At 50.4% G+C, this 16,402-nt stretch carries 11 protein-coding genes; 10 read left to right on the top strand and 1 reads right to left on the bottom strand.

Annotated features, from left to right (window positions below; genetic code table 11):
* The first annotated feature begins 210 nt into the window (after positions 1–210).
* The 6 genes from mnmE to HPY52_13495 all read left to right on the top strand — a co-directional run bounded on the left by mnmE (position 211) and on the right by HPY52_13495 (position 8,576).
* Positions 211–1,599, top strand: coding sequence for a tRNA uridine-5-carboxymethylaminomethyl(34) synthesis GTPase MnmE (gene mnmE / locus HPY52_13520; GenBank protein NPV81269.1), 1,389 nt, complete (start codon positions 211–213; stop codon positions 1,597–1,599).
* 5 nt (positions 1,600–1,604) lie between these two features.
* On the top strand, positions 1,605–3,563 hold the full coding sequence (gene mnmG / locus HPY52_13515) for a tRNA uridine-5-carboxymethylaminomethyl(34) synthesis enzyme MnmG (protein ID NPV81268.1): 1,959 nt from the start codon (positions 1,605–1,607) through the stop codon (positions 3,561–3,563).
* A gap of 47 nt (positions 3,564–3,610) precedes the next feature.
* Positions 3,611–4,378, top strand: coding sequence for a 16S rRNA (guanine(527)-N(7))-methyltransferase RsmG (gene rsmG, locus HPY52_13510; GenBank protein ID NPV81267.1), 768 nt, complete (start codon positions 3,611–3,613; stop codon positions 4,376–4,378).
* Between the two features lie 746 nt (positions 4,379–5,124).
* Complete coding sequence (locus tag HPY52_13505) at positions 5,125–6,015, top strand: ParB/RepB/Spo0J family partition protein (GenBank protein NPV81266.1); 891 nt, start codon at positions 5,125–5,127, stop codon at positions 6,013–6,015.
* Positions 6,016–6,246: 231 nt separating this feature from the next.
* Positions 6,247–7,029 (top strand): ParA family protein, encoded by a 783-nt coding sequence (locus HPY52_13500; GenBank protein NPV81265.1) that lies wholly within the window; start codon positions 6,247–6,249, stop codon positions 7,027–7,029.
* A 695-nt stretch (positions 7,030–7,724) separates the two neighbouring features.
* A complete protein-coding gene (locus HPY52_13495) occupies positions 7,725–8,576 on the top strand; it encodes a ParB/RepB/Spo0J family partition protein (protein ID NPV81264.1) in 852 nt (283 codons plus the stop codon).
* Between the two features lie 841 nt (positions 8,577–9,417).
* Here HPY52_13495 and HPY52_13490 read toward each other — a convergent pair.
* The gene (locus HPY52_13490; protein ID NPV81263.1) at positions 9,418–10,359 is read right to left on the bottom strand and encodes a hypothetical protein; all 942 of its coding nucleotides are present in this window, start codon (positions 10,357–10,359) and stop codon (positions 9,418–9,420) included.
* Positions 10,360–11,810: 1,451 nt separating this feature from the next.
* Here HPY52_13490 and HPY52_13485 point away from each other — a divergent pair.
* The 4 genes from HPY52_13485 (at position 11,811) to HPY52_13470 (ending at position 16,074) form a co-directional block, all read left to right on the top strand.
* Complete coding sequence (locus HPY52_13485; protein NPV81262.1) at positions 11,811–12,329, top strand: DUF4446 family protein; 519 nt, start codon at positions 11,811–11,813, stop codon at positions 12,327–12,329.
* A 1,051-nt stretch (positions 12,330–13,380) separates the two neighbouring features.
* Complete coding sequence (locus tag HPY52_13480; protein ID NPV81261.1) at positions 13,381–14,388, top strand: peptidoglycan DD-metalloendopeptidase family protein; 1,008 nt, start codon at positions 13,381–13,383, stop codon at positions 14,386–14,388.
* Positions 14,389–14,724: 336 nt separating this feature from the next.
* Entirely contained in the window at positions 14,725–15,198 is a 474-nt protein-coding gene (locus HPY52_13475) for a polymer-forming cytoskeletal protein (GenBank protein ID NPV81260.1), read from the top strand.
* A gap of 657 nt (positions 15,199–15,855) precedes the next feature.
* Positions 15,856–16,074, top strand: coding sequence for a transposase (locus HPY52_13470; protein ID NPV81259.1), 219 nt, complete (start codon positions 15,856–15,858; stop codon positions 16,072–16,074).
* The last annotated feature ends 328 nt before the right edge of the window (positions 16,075–16,402 follow it).

Below are 16,402 nucleotides of genomic sequence, written 5' to 3'. Positions count from 1 at the left end.
AGGCGCCACAGCCATAGTAGATAAAGTAATGTAAATTTAACAAAATTATAGAAGAAGGCTGCGTTTCTCTTTCTGGAGATCCGCAGCTTAATTATGCTTATGGAGTACCGGGTGCGTAATATCTAGATTTATTTCCCGGGAAATCCTCGTGTGGGCGTTGCATTTTTGGCTATACCGGAGGCGTGCGTGGATGAGAGGGGGGTGATTGAAATTCAGAGTGAACGCTCTGATACCATCGCTTCCATATCAACCCCATTAGGGGAGGGTGGTATTGGGATAGTTCGTATCAGCGGACCAGAAGCTATTCTGATTTCTCGAAGATTATTTCGGACTCATTCCGGCAAGTATATCAGACCTTCGCGTGTGAGACGCATGATCTATGGGAAGATCATTGATCCTCAATCTGGCGATATTGTAGATGAGGTATTGCTGTTGATCATGCCCGGTCCGCGCAGCTATACTTGTGAGGACGTGGTAGAGATAGACTGCCATGGAGGCCCCCAGCCCCTCAAACGAGTGCTCGAGCTCATTCTGAAAGAGGGGGCGAGGCTTGCGGAGCCCGGTGAATTTACCCGGCGGGCGTTTTTGAATGGAAGGATTGATCTCGCCCAGGCTGAGGCCGTTATTGATGTCATTCGCTCGAGAAGTGATGCTGCGCTAAAACGCGCCACAAGGCAGCTTGTTGGTCAGCTTTCAGATAGGATTCGCGAAATTCGGAATATCCTGGTCGGGCTCCTGGCGGACCTTGAGGCCCGTCTAGACTTTCCCGAAGATGTAGATGAAATAGATATGGATCAATGGGGTATTAGATGTCAGGAAGCCATGGCGAAGATAGGTGGACTGCTAAATGACGCTAGAAGGGGAAGGGTTCTACGGGAAGGTGTATCGATTGCCATAGTTGGCAAGGTTAATGTCGGGAAATCAAGTCTTCTGAACGCTCTTCTTGGGAGCGAACGCGCAATTGTCACTGATATTCCGGGCACTACTAGGGATACGGTGGAGGATGTGGCCGTTATTCGTGGGATACCGGTCCGCCTCATTGATACTGCGGGGATACGGGAGACGAAGGATGCGGTCGAATCTATCGGTGTTACCCGGGCTGTTGCGGCGCTTGAGAGGGCAGATTTGCTCATATTTGTTATAGATAGCTCTCGTCCCCTGGATGATGAGGATCTAATGATCTGGGAGAAGATCAAGGAAAGGTCTACTATTATAGTATTAAATAAGGTAGATCTTGGGGTAAAGGTTACACGTGATGATATGGTAAGGCTGGCTGGTAGTGCGCCCATTGTCTATACCAGCATTTTGAATCATGAGGGGATTTCCGAGCTGGAGGACCGGATATTTGATTTGGTATCCGGCGGGGGTGTGGAGGCCGGGGCAGATCCGCTCGTTGGTAACATAAGGCATATCAGGGTGCTAGAGGCGAGCAAGGAGAGCCTGGAGGCCGCCCTGAACACGCTAAGGCAGAGACTGCCAATCGATATGGTCGCGGTCGATGTCAGAGAGGCGGTCGATAGATTGGGAGAGATTACGGGGGAAGCCGTCTCTGAGGATGTCATCAATAGGATCTTTGAGGAATTCTGTATTGGTAAGTAAGGGAGGTGATATGGTTGAACTATGATGTAATCGTTGTTGGGACAGGGCATGCGGGATGCGAGGCTGCATTGGCCAGCGCCAGGCTTGGATGCCGGACTCTTGCAATCACCTTAAATCTAGAGAATATCGCATTAATGGCATGCAACCCATCGATCGGGGGGCCTGGAAAAGCGCAAATCGTCAGGGAGATTGACGCCCTTGGAGGAGAGATGGCGAAAAACATAGACGCTACTTGCCTTCAGCTTAGAATGCTTAATACCAGTAAAGGCCCGGCCGTGCAATCTTTGAGGGCGCAGGCAGATAAGAAAGCCTATCAGGCCAGAATGCGCAAGATACTTGAAGCGCAACCAGGGTTAGATATCCGGCAGGCGACTGTGGATAAGATATTGGTGGAGAACGGCCAGGTGATTGGTGTTGTAACATCTACCGGGATGGAGTTTCACGCGAAGGCGGTCATTCTAACTACAGGGACTTATCTTGGAGGCCGTGTCCATATCGGGAATATAAATTTCCCATCAGGACCTCAAGGGCAGCATGCTGCTACTGAACTTACAAAGAGTCTTGTAGACCTTGGTCTCAGGCTGATGAGATTCAAGACCGGGACTTCTCCACGTGTTGATGCATCTTCTATCGATTTCTCACGCATGGAGGTGATTCCAGCTCAAAACCTTGGCTGCGGGTTTTCGTTTGAGACTGATTCAACTCCTGGAAAGCAGTTGCCTTGCTGGTTGACCTATACCACGGGGAAGACTCATGAGCTGATACGTCTCAACATCGACAAGGCACCTCTCTATACAGGCGCCATTCATGGCACGGGTCCTAGATACTGCCCCTCTATAGAGGTGAAAGTGGTCCAATTTCCATTCCGGGAGCGTCATCAGATATTCATTGAGCCTGAGGGTGCCGATACGCATGAATATTATATCAGTGGCCTTTCGACCAGTCTGCCAGAGGATGTCCAGGTGGAAATGGTTCACAGCATTCCTGGGCTTGAGGAGGCTGTGATAATGAGGCCTGGATATGCCATCGAATATGATTGTATCGACCCCACGCAGCTCAAATCCACCCTGGAAGTGAAGGGCATTTCGGGCTTGTTCTGCGCGGGACAAATAAATGGAACCTCGGGATATGAGGAGGCGGCCGGCCAGGGCATCATTGCCGGGATCAACGCGGCTCAGTTCGTGAAGGGTCGGGATCCGCTGGTGCTCAATCGCGCTGAGGCATATATTGGTGTACTCATCGATGATCTTGTCACGAAGGGGACAGCTGAGCCATATAGAATGATGACAAGCCGTGCCGAGCATCGGCTGCTATTGCGTCAAGACAACGCCGACATCCGCTTGGCGGAGGCTGGAATGCGTGTGGGTCTCTTATCTAAGGAGAGGTACCAGCGAATAAGGCATAAGGAACGGCAAATCAAGGATGAGCTGCAACGGCTTTCTAGAACGGTAATCGGGGGGCGCAGGGCCTCCTCAGATATACCATGCCCGTTAGGTCAATCAGTTGGTTCTAGCCTTCTGGATGCTCTCCGTCGACCTGAGATCACCTATTCCGACCTGGCGCCGGTTGACCCTGAGAGACCAACATTATCTTCTGATATTATAAGGGAGGTTGAAGTCGAGGCCAAATATGCGGGATATATTGATAGAGCGATGAAGCAGGCCGAGCGAATGCTTCGGATGGAAAGACGAGCGCTCCCCCCTGATCTTGACTATGGAACCATGAGGGGACTCTCGCGTGAGGCTAGGGAGAAGCTCTCCAAGATAAGGCCGGCCACCTTGGGGCAGGCAGCAAGAATATCCGGAGTCTCACCATCAGACTTATCAATGCTCATGATTTATTTGCGGAGCCTGGATCGAAGGAAAGGATCCCGAGACTATGATGTAGAAGAGGGGGACACTGCTGAGGTTGAAAAACCTCGGTCTGGTCAAAATATAGATGAGGTCGGTCGCCGGGCTAGCTAGGATGGGAGCCCCTAGACATCCGGCATGAAGATCGGGAGGGTGCGCGCTTGCAGGACATCAAGTCGATAGGGAGTAGCGTAATAGGCGATGAGGACATGCGGCTATTCATGCACACTCTCATGTCGGGCGCGGGCGGCCTGGGAATGGAGTTGTCAGATGATGAAGTAAAGACTTTTGCTTCAATGTACCAGGAGCTGATGAAGTTCAACGAATCCATCAACTTGACCAGTATTATCAAACCGGAGGAATTTGCCATAAAGCATATTCTTGATTCTCTCCTATGCAGTCGGATATTGCATGAAATGGGATCAGGTCAAGTTGTAGATGTGGGTACAGGTGCAGGATTTCCCGGGCTTCCCCTGGCAATCCATTATCCTTGCCTTCACTTTACATTAGTTGAATCGGTCGGCAAGAAGGCCGACTATGTTCGATATATATCAGATTTACTGGGGCTCGAAAATGTGCAGGTTATTCAGGCAAGGGCCGAAGAACTGGGCCGACAAGATTCGCATAGGGAAAAGTACGATGTGGCCATGGCGCGCGGCGTGGCGATGTTATCTATTCTTGTCGAGTATTGTCTACCGCTAGTGAGGGTCGGCGGTATCTTCATTGCGATGAAAGGGCCCGGGGCGCAAGAGGAAATAGCTAACGCAAGCAGAGCACTTGGAGAGACGGGAGGCGAAATAGAGAAGGTTGACGAAATTACCCTTCCTTTAGGGCAGGTGCTGCGACGTTTGGTTGTAATAAGGAAGCAGCGTCCATGTCCTGTCCGCTATCCTAGGAGGCCAGGGATACCGGCCAAGAAGCCCTTATGATTCCATACATTACCCCCTGTCTTATGAGATCATAATTCTGGTATCCATATGCTTATCATTAATCTACGATGGTGCCTTCATCCCTGCAGTATGGAAATAACTTCCAACATATTTCGTGATTAATATCACCCTGAAAATGACCCAAATGGGTGATCAAATTCATCCGGCTAAAAGGAAGGAACCGCTGCCGGGGTGACGAAATAAGAAGAAATAATAATGGATTTGGCTCTAGGAAAAAGGTCTAGCCGTCGGAGAGATCGTGATCCATCCGGTCAGCGGACCCATGACTAACGCTGGGGTCTACGACGAAGTGGAGGCGCAGGCCCGGAACTGCCTAACATCCGCCACCGGCCGCAAGACCGGCGGGGCTATGGTATCCGTGAGAACCAAAAGTCTCACCCATGGGTGCTTCTTCAGCTCCAGGCTCTGTATTTCGGGAGTTAAACAGCCATGCGGAGTTGAGGCCGGTGCTTTCGAAAGAAGGCCGCTGTAGAATTTTTGTAAGGAGAGCAATGCTCGGCGCCGCCCCTCCGAGGGTACAAGTCTGAAAAGGGAGAGAGCCGCGTCTCCTCCCCACGCCTGAGTGCTGGGGTCTCCGACGCCGCGGGATTCGATGCCGGACGAATGGAATGGGATGTGATGTCTTGCTCCCCATTCGGAGCAAAGGAAAGGAGGCAGGCGCGTTCCTCCTCCCAGCTAATGGGAAGCTTTTTGCGCCGTATTTTGTGAAGGACGAGATCGCCCGCATGATCGGTCTTAAGCGAGGTAGGCAGGGACCTAAAGGGGACGAGATTCAGGATATTCCTCTTGATCTTATCGATGCCAGCCCGTACCAGCCTCGCGAGCAATTCGATGAGGCGGGACTTCAAGAGCTTGCGCAATCTATAAAGCAGCATGGGGTAATACAGGCAATTGTGGTACGCCGTATCCGTGATCGGTATGAGGTTATAGTCGGTGAGCGGAGGCTACGCGCCTGTCGATTGCTCGGCCTCAAGACTATCCCGGCCATCGTTAAGGAGATGGACGATGTGCAGGCGGCCGAGATCTCTCTTATTGAGAATCTACAAAGGAAGGACCTCACGGTCATCGAAGAGGCTCGCGGTTACCAGAAATTGATCAAGGAGTTTGGTTTCACACAGCAAGAAGTGGCACAAAAGGTTGGAAAGGACCAGTCGACCATCGCCAATAAGCTCAGGCTATTGAGGCTGCCTGATAAGGTTCTGGAGTATATTGCCCGGGAAATGATTACTGAAAGGCATGCGAGATCGCTGCTAAGGCTTCCAGACCCTGATACTCAGATGCGAATGGCGGAGGAGATTTGCAGTTCAGGGCTCACGGTGAGTCAGACAGATCAGGCTGTTGATGTCCTATTACAGAGACTCGCTACAAAGGAGCCCGAGAAGCCTGTTGTGGCCCAGAGGAGATTGGTGAGAGCATTTAAGGATATTCGCCTATTTACGAATTCAATTCGGCAGATTGTAAAGGAATTACGACGGGCTGGGATTCCCGCGAGACTCGAGGAGAGGGAGATTGATGGGTGGCTAGAATTCATTATCAGGATTAATCGATCCGAGGCCGATACAGGCGGTCAGTCGGAGAATCCGGGCGGTCGTGGTTCTGTCAGAGGCATCCGATGAAATGGCGAGATCCAGATTCCGAAATTCTTCGGCCTTGGTTACGCAGAATTCCAATGGGCGGTTGTCTATCCCGGGGTGTCCATTGGGCTCTCGGTTATTTTTTCCCTAGTGAATGGTTTGTCTAGCTGAGTCATGAGATGGGTCCCGCATTTGGTAATCTAGCTATTCCAGAAGGGGGGAAGCCGCGATTTTTCCCACCTTGTGAGTGGGTGATCGCATCACGGCGATATCATGGGAAGAGTAATGGCGATCGTAAATCAGAAGGGTGGCGTAGGCAAAAGCACAACGGCGGTTAACTTGGGCGCATATCTTGCTGCACTGAATCATCCAACCTTGCTGGTAGACATAGATCCCCAGGGTAATGCGAGTAGCGGTGTTGGAGTCGAAAAGGGGCGAGTTAAACGCTGTATATATGATGTCTTGGTTAATGATGTCCCGATAAAGGATTTGATTTTGGATACTGCGGTCAAGGGTTTAGCAGTGGTTCCTGCTACAATTCAGCTCGCAGGAGCCGAGATCGAACTGGTATCGATGATGTCCAGGGAAATAAGGCTGAAGCGCGCGCTAGAGGGAGTGAGGGAGGGCTACCGATATATCATAATCGACTGCCCGCCATCTCTCGGTCTTCTCACCCTAAACGCCCTGACTGCATGTGACTCGGTGATTGTTCCGATCCAGTGTGAATACTATGCGCTCGAGGGGCTAAGCCAGTTGTTGAGTACGCTGGAGCTTGTCAGGAAGCACCTGAATCCTGGTTTGCATCTCGAGGGGGTCCTGCTTACTATGTATGATCCCAGGACAAATCTCTCGCAGCAGGTGATAGAAGAAGTAAAAAACTTTTTCAAAGGGAAGGTGTTCAAGAATATCATCCCGCGAAATGTAAAACTAAGTGAGGCGCCCAGCCATGGGATGCCGATAATTTTATATGATGACCGGTCAAAGGGTGCTGAGGCATATAGAAACCTGGCCCATGAGATGATTGACCTTACTTCCGGTGTTGGGGTGGCGGGCTGACATCCAAGTCTGTGCTATTGGATGAGGTTGGACGCCGACAAGAGCTGCGGATGAAATACATGAATTTGCCATAGTAATCGGCGCATAAGGATGGGGCTTATGGGACCCCGAACGATTCTGGTTATCTTCGAGATAGACCCCCCATGCGGGCGAGGTCGCACCAGCCGACAGGGAGAAATCACGGGGCATATTTGTCGGATTAATCGACCATATGGGGCGTTCCCCGTCACCATCGAAGTATGAGAATGCCGCCAACACCGGGGACATCTTTGAGGTGAACCCTCATACTACCGCGGCAGCACCGTCAAAAGGATGATAATGTTATCTGTTTATTCTCGGAACAGATGCTGGCATCGTTGAGACGGCAGCTTTAGATGAGATAGAATATCTAGCGTAAATGGACTTACTTCCAATGCGGTACCATATGTCAACTTCCATCTATGGCAACTATGGATGAAAAGGTTGGTTTCAACTGCCGAATACCGGTCTGTGTTATTTACATCGAGATTTCATCGCCTACTCCTCGAGGGTGTGGGGCGCTCTGGGGCATCATCTGATGGGGACTAGGGAGTGTTTTGATCCATGACATTTGGCATTAGCCCTCGATTGGGACCTGCTAATTCATTTCTTCAGTAAGGGAGGAAGCGCTGCTTTCACTTATAGGCATATGCCTGAACATTTGCAGTGCAGGTAAGATGGTAAAGAAGGGTCTGGGGAAAGGACTTCGAGCTCTTATTCCGGATGAAACCAATGTGATGAAAGAGCAAGTCACGGAAATCTCCATTGATTTGATCCAGCCTAATCCGTATCAGCCGAGGAGACAGTTTGATGAAGACAAGCTAGAGGAGCTAGTCGAATCTATTCGGCAACATGGAGTTCTTCAACCTCTAGTGGTGAGACCTCTCGAGGGCGGATACCAACTAATCGTTGGTGAACGTCGATGGCGCGCAGCGAGAAGAGCGGGTCTGAGCATGGTTCCAGTGGTGATCCGCGATGTAGATGAGATTGAGATGATGGAGCTGGCGCTCATCGAAAACCTTCAGAGGGAAGATTTGACGCCTATTGAGGAGGCACAGGCGTTCCATCGGCTAATAAATGAGTTCGGGCTGACTCAGGAGGAACTTGCTGAGGTCGTGGGGCGCAGCAGGTCAGGCATAGCAAATACGCTTAGGCTTCTTAATCTGCCTGAGGATGTGCAAGACAATGTTTCACGTGGAACATTATCTATGGGGCATGCCAGGGCTCTTCTCGCCCTTAATAACCCTGAACAGCAGATCGAGGCTGCCGAATTAGTTGTAAAGAGAGGGTTATCTGTAAGGCAAACAGAGGAACTCGTAAGAAGGTTGGTTGCCCGGGAAAAATCTGCAGCCCAAGAAGTAGCCGCGATGGCGCTCGATCCAATTTTGCAAGATATTGAAGATCGGCTGAGGCGTACCCTTGGTACTCGTGTGCGCATAAGCCCAGGTGAGAAACGTGGGAAAATAGTTATAGATTACTATTCAAAAGATGATCTTGAGCGTATATTATCGATATTGATGCCATCCTGATTCCGGTTTTCATAGAATCTAGGTTCGGGTGTCAAGAGGCATAAGTCAACTTCTATCAGGCCCTTTTCATCCACCTTACGGTAGATTATGATATTTTGAGCTCCCACTTCGAGTAGCTCCCTTGCCTGGCTGGTATATCATGTCGCCGGACGTACCCGAGGACTAAAGGGGTTCATTCCTCCATCGTCCACTATGACTACAAACATGCAGCCAATCGCATTTGTTCCGTACATGGCAGCCCCCTATCAGCCCAGCGCGCAACCTTCTAGGGGTGGCTAACTCCAAAGCTGCAGCGAAATCCGGGCGCACCCTGGGCAAGGCCGTCGTGGATGCCTGTGCATTAGGCGCAACTTATTGGTTCGAGCTTGTATGTCCAAATTCAGGTTTGAAGTCTAGAGACTGCTGCCTCCACATCCCTACCTTGTAACTCGTATATACCCTATGTCTGGTCCAATCCTGGAACCATAGATAATAAAGCCTAAAATTCAAAGATTCCGCTGCCCGGCGGCTGCCAGGCTCATCGCACATGGCATATGCATAGTCCAGGATAGAATTTGGTTGTCAAAGATCGCCTATTATCTGACACTCGCGGCTTGTTGGATGGGCGAAGCAGAACATGGTGCAGCATGAAAGAAGATTCAGTGGCGGGAAAAGGCTATGGTCAATGACCAGCAAGAATCTGGAGGCCCATGTGAAAGGTTCAGCACTCGATATATTAAGGCTGACATATTCTGTAATATTATCTTGTTACACCACCCCCTTTCATATGTAGCCATGCACCAAGTGCATGTATCCTTAGCGTAACCTACGAGCCTACGATACTGCGATAATGTGAGCCCGCTTATTCATTGTGACTTTTGTACATCGTCGAACAATGCCTAGCCCCATCTATCCATCCGGCGCCATCGCTGCTTAAAACCGTATACGTGCTATCATCGAGATCATACTTTCTGGATAGTCTTGCAGCCGTCGTCTCCCAAAACGCATCAGAACCAGAAAATATCCCGCAGTTTACCATGGGGTTCACAAGTGTATATTCTTTGCTCCCAGGCGTGCGCTCCTCCCAGCCCTCATACGAAAGCCCAATCTTGACCTCACCGAGCTTTTGCTCCTCCCTCTGGAGGTGTACCATCGTGCCATCAGCCTCAAGGAATAAACAGGCTACTTCCTTCTTCTCCCCAGGAAGCTCTTGGGCATATTCAAATACAGCCCGACGTTCCTCCTCTTGTTCGCGAGACACCATTTCCCCAAGCTTTCTCGTGAGAGTATGCACTGTGGTATGGCTCGGTGTGAGAAGCCCTGCCTCCCGCCGCCTCTCAACTACCTGGCGAAATGGTTCCTCTACCGCCCCTTCCACCAAAGCCTCAGTTAAACCTGGCGAGATCCTCTCCTCCGGCGGAAGTCCCAAGGCCTCATCCAATAGATATCTATACTCACCCTTCTTGAGCTTGCCGTCCTCCCGTATCTCTTCTCGGTATCTATGCCTCTTGATCTTTATTTCACCAAAGATCGTCTGAATCCTACGCTCACTACTTCCCTTGTTCCTGAGTGTGCGAGGCCTCGTCCTGGCTAGCTCCTCATCAAGGCACATAATCACATTCTCAAATATCTGGGCTGCAAGCGCCATCCCCAAATCAAAGCACTTCTGCTCAAGGGTCTTGAAATCGCGGGCGCCATCCGATATACTTAAAATTGCCTCAGGGCTGGTTGTTGAACCGGTGCTTGCTGGCATAGAGACCTCAACCTCCGTCGAGGGAAGTTCGAGGTCTCTATATTTCTTCATCAAGACCCCGGTTTTCAGATCCATTAGATTTCACACGAATTATGGATCGAATACCGGAGTTGGTTTTCATACATTATCCATCGGATGCTGGTAAGATACCGGGAAAATGGCAATGTTGTGGCGCCGGATTTGGGCATTGCAAAAACTAATGCCAGCCTTATTTCCGGTAGCCCGATATATGGCAGAATGGCAAAGAAGGCACGGTATGCGGCGGGGCGTTCATTCACCGTGGCTCCACATTGAACGCCGATCTTGTGGCACGTACAATATCTTCCAAGGACATCTCTACGAGGCTGGCCTCGTCTTGCCGATCTGGCCACGAATGGTCAGCGCGATTTCCCGCCCTGCGGTCAACCTGCTTTGTTGGGGAAACCTCACCGGGGGGTCCTGGACCTTGAAGGTTCATGCAGAGCACGTAGGCCAGCGCGAGCATCTACAAGGTATGAAACCGAACACGAATAGATCTTATAGAGGAACCCCCCCACGACTTTCGCTGTGGGAGGATGTCAGATGGAATTCCTCATGTCCTGCTGATGAAGAAAGAATTCTAAAAATATACAAAATCTAAAGATTGGCTCTATACCATTTTTGTGAAAGGGATCTTTAGTTCCATCTGGGTCTGCGATATAATAATAGCTGTGCCGATGTGCCGGATCCAGGCTTTTCTATCCACAATTTGCATATGATCAGGATGAACCGGATACAGGAGGGATAATGGTTCGGCACTGCTCATAATTCTACATGGTCTTCCTCACCCTGAAGGTGATGCGCCATAAAATCAATTCACTATCAATATCAGCGGCCGGGAAGTCTGCAGAGCCTAGGTCTTCGGGGCGTGTATGAGGGTCATAGCGGCCGGGATTGATTAAATGTCACCATGTGGATATGGGTATTTATCCCAAAAATGTGCTGCCGTTGTTTTCATGCTCATGATGGTGCCCCGCAGCGGCATGGGTGTCCGCCCTGAAGATAGTGGAGCCCGCATAGGGGGATTTTTCATCCCCCTGATGGTGTCGGTCAGACCGGCATGAGGGTCTATCCTGAAAATGCACGCCGCGGTTTTCATCCTTCTGATGGTGCCGCCGCAGCGGCATGGGGGTCTACTTTGAAAATAGCTAAGCGCCATTTTCATTTTTCGTTGGTGCCGCCCCGGCGGCATGGAGGGCTACCCCGAAAATAGCCGCGCGCTGTTTTCAATCTCCTAATGGTGTCGCCGGTGTAGTATGGGGGCCTGCCCTGAAAATAGCGGCGCCCACATGCGGGATTTTTATTCCGCTGATGGTGCTGCCGCTGCAGAAGGCAGCCGACGGCCATTCATATTCTTCGATGATGATGTCCGGAGGGCGGTATGGGGACTACCACGAGGAACGATTATATTCTATCAGTAGAGGGGGAAGTGCCGCTTACATCCAAAGTTATACTTCCCGGAGTTGGTGGTTGCGGCGTCCTGCATGTACCAAGGTAATTCAGGGGGATTATTTGGACTTATCGTAGCTGAGGGGCGATTGGAGCTCTTCCTCCTATTTCAGTTGGCGCTGACCGTTGCGCTGATTATCCTTCTGATTCGTCTTCTATCTGTATACAGGAAATATCAGGCGCTGATCAAGGAGGCATATGCGCCTGAGCACGGTGACCTGATTGAGCATATATTTGGAAGGTTAACTAGACTAGAATCTTCGGTGGGTCATCTGAATTCTCAGCTTGATGATATAGCTGCGGAGGTGCTTAGGTCCTTTAAGTATCTTTCCATCATACGCTTTGATGCCTTTCATGATATGGGCGGGGCTCAGAGTTTCAGTATTGCATTGTGCGACTCGCGCGGCAATGGTATAATTCTGACCGGTCTCCATTCGCGGGATGAATTCCGCGTCTACGCCAAGCCAGTAGAGGCTTGGTGCTCCCCCTATCAACTGTCTGATGAGGAGCGTCAGGCCCTAGATGCCGCCAGAACAGGCAGAAAGGGAGATTGAATCTCCTCTGAAACCTCCATAGTGAGGCCCATTCAATATTTCCTTTCGTGCCTGGTGAGCCTATGGGCTGCGGCCTCGGTAAAGTGCATAGGGTTGCGTTGCTGAGTCATTAATGTCAGGCCCAATCTGCATATTCCACTATTGGGTATATCCAATAGCCAAGCACCTCACGGGAGCTCTATAGACTTCCAAGTCCAGAGTTGAAAAATGGCCAAGCTATGTCACCACGCGGTTGCCGGGTTCTCCAGACACGATCAGTTTATGTTTCTAAATTCGAGCTTGGTCATCTATAGTTCGCATCGCCCGCACATGCAACACCCATCCTTCATATTCATGACCATCTGGACATTCGAATACCTTACAGGAGGCTCCCCGGGGCTGTTTTGCATAAGGATTAGCCCAATGCCTTACGTATGTAAAGAGTATGACGTTCTTCCTGACGAAGGTATGAGGTATGGTAACCAATGCGCGAATATAAACTTGGAGGCCCGCCTACCATGGTTCCAGCCTGAGTCTTTGGCATTATTTCTACTGAATTCATAAAATGGGAATTGGCGGCCTCTCTTCATATCAATGGACAATCGGTCGAGGAGGTGCTTCTGGGGAGGCAGACAGGACCTCATGCAAACCCCAATGGCGGAGCTGTCGGAGGGAAACAAACTGCATTCGATCATCCTCGAGGCAGCCTATATGACGTGGTAGCAGGAATTGGCGCCGATCTGTCACCCCCCTGTGGGAGCCTTCAGGCTTCGCATAATGGATGATGTGATAGGTCAGCGGGGATACGCCGGCGGAGATAAGTCAGCCGGGCCGTGGCTCGGAATTCGCCACCCTGCTTGAGATGTTCCTGGGATGGTACCCAAAACTGAAGAAAAAATGCGTGGCAGCGGGAGGAAATCAGAAGCGCCTAGAGAAGTATTCTCTTAGTTTGCCATGGTTCTTCCATGAGAATCCCACGGGTTCGCAGCAATGAATAAGATATATCCTCAATCTAAATAATCATCATGGAGACGAGTCGCCCGAGATTACGTTTCCATGGAGGGAATGCCGAATGAAATTCCCAATTTCGCGTGAGCGGCTTCGGCGGCTGGGACGACGTAGGTTTACCATTGTCGCCATGTCATCTTCCGGCGGACAGGCAAGGTCCTTCTGTATTTCCTTGCCCACCGCATGCATCGTAGTGGCATTTGCCACAGGTGTTTTGCTGTTGCTATGTGTTACATATTTTTATATGCTCTCCCGGTTTACGATATCTACTAGACAGCAGGCCATAAGTGATGCCATGATCTCCAAATTGACTTCTGAAAACCTTGAACTGAAACGCGCAGTTGAATCTCAGGAAGAACAGCTTTTTACGGTGAAAAAGAAGGCTGAAACACTTGAGAAGAAGATGGTGGCCCTTGATAAGCTTGGGATGGAGATAAGGTCTATCCTCAATGGAGGTTCCCGTGGGACAAGCGCCAGGACCCCGAATCGAGGGAGTTCGAGACCCTCTACTGGCGTTCCATTTTCATCCAGTACCGTGAACGCAGTAGAGGGGCCAACCCATTGGGAATTTGATATTCAAGCCCTTGAGTCATCCCTTGATAGTCTCCTCGATGAAGTGGAGACGTTGTCAAGGGAATTCAACGACCTTGAAGGCGCGGCTATTGCACATCGGAGAAAGGCGGACCATACGCCCAGCTTTTTCCCCGTTAGGGGAAGGATAACATCAAATTATGGCCGCAGGGCGCATCCTATTACGAGAAGGATGCATTACCATACCGGAATAGATATAGCTGTCCCCACCGGAACTGCCGTGCGAACGACTGCCGCCGGATATGTGGCATATGCTGGCTGGAGGGCGGGATATGGACTCTGTATCGAGATATCGCATGGCGCTGGATTGTCTACGCTTTATGCACATCTTTCCGGCCTGCGGGTTTCAAAGGGCAAGTATGTGAAAAAGGGGCAGATCATCGGTTATTCTGGAAGTTCTGGCACCAGTACGGGGCCTCATGTCCATTACGAGGTCCGTCTATATGGGAGGCCGCAGAACCCGTGGGGCTATGCAGACTAGACATCATGCTGAATGGAACTGACCATATTAATATACCCGGATCTGTTCACAATGTTCCATTTATAATCGGAATCCATTTGGGATCCATTCTAAAACGTCGATGTCGGGATTGACAGTTTGTGGTTTTTGGTACCAGACGCGAAGACATCTTACCTAAGCTATACAGTATTAGGGGCGTTTGCAGGCGGAGGTGCCTGTCCGAAGTTAGCCTCGTGATGCCCACGGGTCCATGGTGGGCACATGTTATGTTTAAGTTAGGGGCGCGAACATGCGTTCTGAGGGTTCCATTAGCAATCAAGCCAGGCTTCCCATGTGGCTGTTAGAGGTGATTGGCTAATGTTCGGAAGGCGAGGTAAGCCAGCTGAATCACGAGGAGTGGATTCCATTTTCGGACCCGAAACGATGGTTGAAGGGGTGATTACTGGGAACGGTTCAATAAGAATTGATGGGCAAGTAAAAGGAGATATTAATATCTCGGGTGACGTCAGCGTAGGTCAAAAGGCTCATGTCGAGGCTACCATCTGCGCCCGTAACGTGGTAGTGGCGGGTGAACTAATTGGTACCGTACGTGCCAGCGGGAAGCTGGAGATTCTACCCACAGGGCGTCTACATGGTGATGTATTTGTATCATCGCTTGTGGTCGATGATGGCGCAGTATTTATAGGCGGGTGTAAGATGAGCCATAGTGACAACTCCAGGCCGGAGCTTCTCCCAAGTGGTAATGATAATATCGAGACCGGGGAAGATAAAGATAAGCCTGGACTGACAGAAGGGCAATTGGACATGGATAAGCAGGCCGGCGATCTATAGGGGATATATGATGGGCTCAAGACCTTCCGGGATTTGCCCTTTATTTTCAATCATCCTGGCCATATTTCCCTCATGCGACCATCATTATAAAACCTTCACCTCCAAAATGCGTCCTGTCTAAAAGGCATATCCCTGCGACTTTGATAGCAAGTTAATGTTGTCAGAAGCCTATGCGATCTTCCTCCATTGCGTCGTGAGGCATGCTCTCAGCTTTCCTTATGCCCCGTTCTTGATCTCGATGAAATGCCGGCTACACACTCTCGGCTTTGGTCATGAGTAAAGCCGACAAAGACTTCGTGCGCGCATAACCTCAGGGACGGGCTTATCAGTTAAGCCGCTGCCTAACCACTAGAGGTGAATCTGCTCCGCTTATCCTGCACTTCGTGCACATTCCGAAAAACTCTGGACAAATTCTAGGAGATTGCTCGAAAACTCTGACGGCCTCTATATATTGTGGCTACGCTTAGGAGTTGCCCCAACATATTGCGGGATATAGCTTCTTTGGTAGGATTTCCGAGCATATTCCTAGGTAAATCTTGCCTCCTGCAGACATATATATTACAATATCTGCAATGGTAGATGTGGCAGTAGTGAAAGGACATGGACAGGAAGCTAGCTAGGGCCATATCCGACGCCGGATGGGGTGAGTCTCAGCGTATGATGGAATACAAGGCCGCCTGGTATGGCACGATGTTCATCAAGATCGATCCTTTTTATCAGTCGTCCAGACTATGCGGAAGATGCGGCACGAAAAGTTCCATATTGACCCGTCCCGACCGCGAATGGCAATGCCCGGTGTGTGGGACAATCCATGACCGGGACATAAATGCCGCTCGTAGCATTCTGATCGAAGGGAAGCACCTTTTAGCAGGTTAGCAGGAGATGAATCGCAGGAACTGCGGGGATGGCCTGTTAGAGGGCTGGCAAGACCTTTCCGCAAGAGAGGCGCGGCTCAATGAAACAGGAATCAATGAAGCGACCAGGTCAAGGATTGCAGAATCCCGCGACTTCAGTTGTGGAGAGGTTCAAGCGAGCTTGTATATCTATAGAACCCTAAGGAGATCTATCAGATAAGAACGGCAGTCGATATGGGGGCCAGTCGGCCTGGTATGCATCGTGAAATGAGACCCGCGGACAAACAGGCATGGCAGTTATATTAGCAAAGTTTTACCAATGTTTCACGTGAAACATTTTTATCGTATAC

It is taken from the genome of Bacillota bacterium (genome assembly GCA_013178415.1).
Taxonomy (GTDB): Bacteria; Bacillota; SHA-98; order Ch115; family Ch115; genus Ch115.
This window is presented reverse-complemented; position numbering and strand designations above follow the sequence as displayed.

Coding starts and splice junctions, on each gene's coding strand:
- HPY52_13505 (NPV81266.1), top strand. CDS start 5,125: ATGATCGGTCTTAAGCGAGGTAGGCAGGGACCTAAAGGGGACGAGATT.
- HPY52_13500 (NPV81265.1), top strand. CDS start 6,247: ATGGGAAGAGTAATGGCGATCGTAAATCAGAAGGGTGGCGTAGGCAAA.
- HPY52_13495 (NPV81264.1), top strand. CDS start 7,725: ATGGTAAAGAAGGGTCTGGGGAAAGGACTTCGAGCTCTTATTCCGGAT.
- HPY52_13490 (NPV81263.1), bottom strand. CDS start 10,359: ATGAAGAAATATAGAGACCTCGAACTTCCCTCGACGGAGGTTGAGGTC.
- HPY52_13485 (NPV81262.1), top strand. CDS start 11,811: ATGTACCAAGGTAATTCAGGGGGATTATTTGGACTTATCGTAGCTGAG.
- HPY52_13480 (NPV81261.1), top strand. CDS start 13,381: ATGAAATTCCCAATTTCGCGTGAGCGGCTTCGGCGGCTGGGACGACGT.
- HPY52_13475 (NPV81260.1), top strand. CDS start 14,725: ATGTTCGGAAGGCGAGGTAAGCCAGCTGAATCACGAGGAGTGGATTCC.
- HPY52_13470 (NPV81259.1), top strand. CDS start 15,856: ATGATGGAATACAAGGCCGCCTGGTATGGCACGATGTTCATCAAGATC.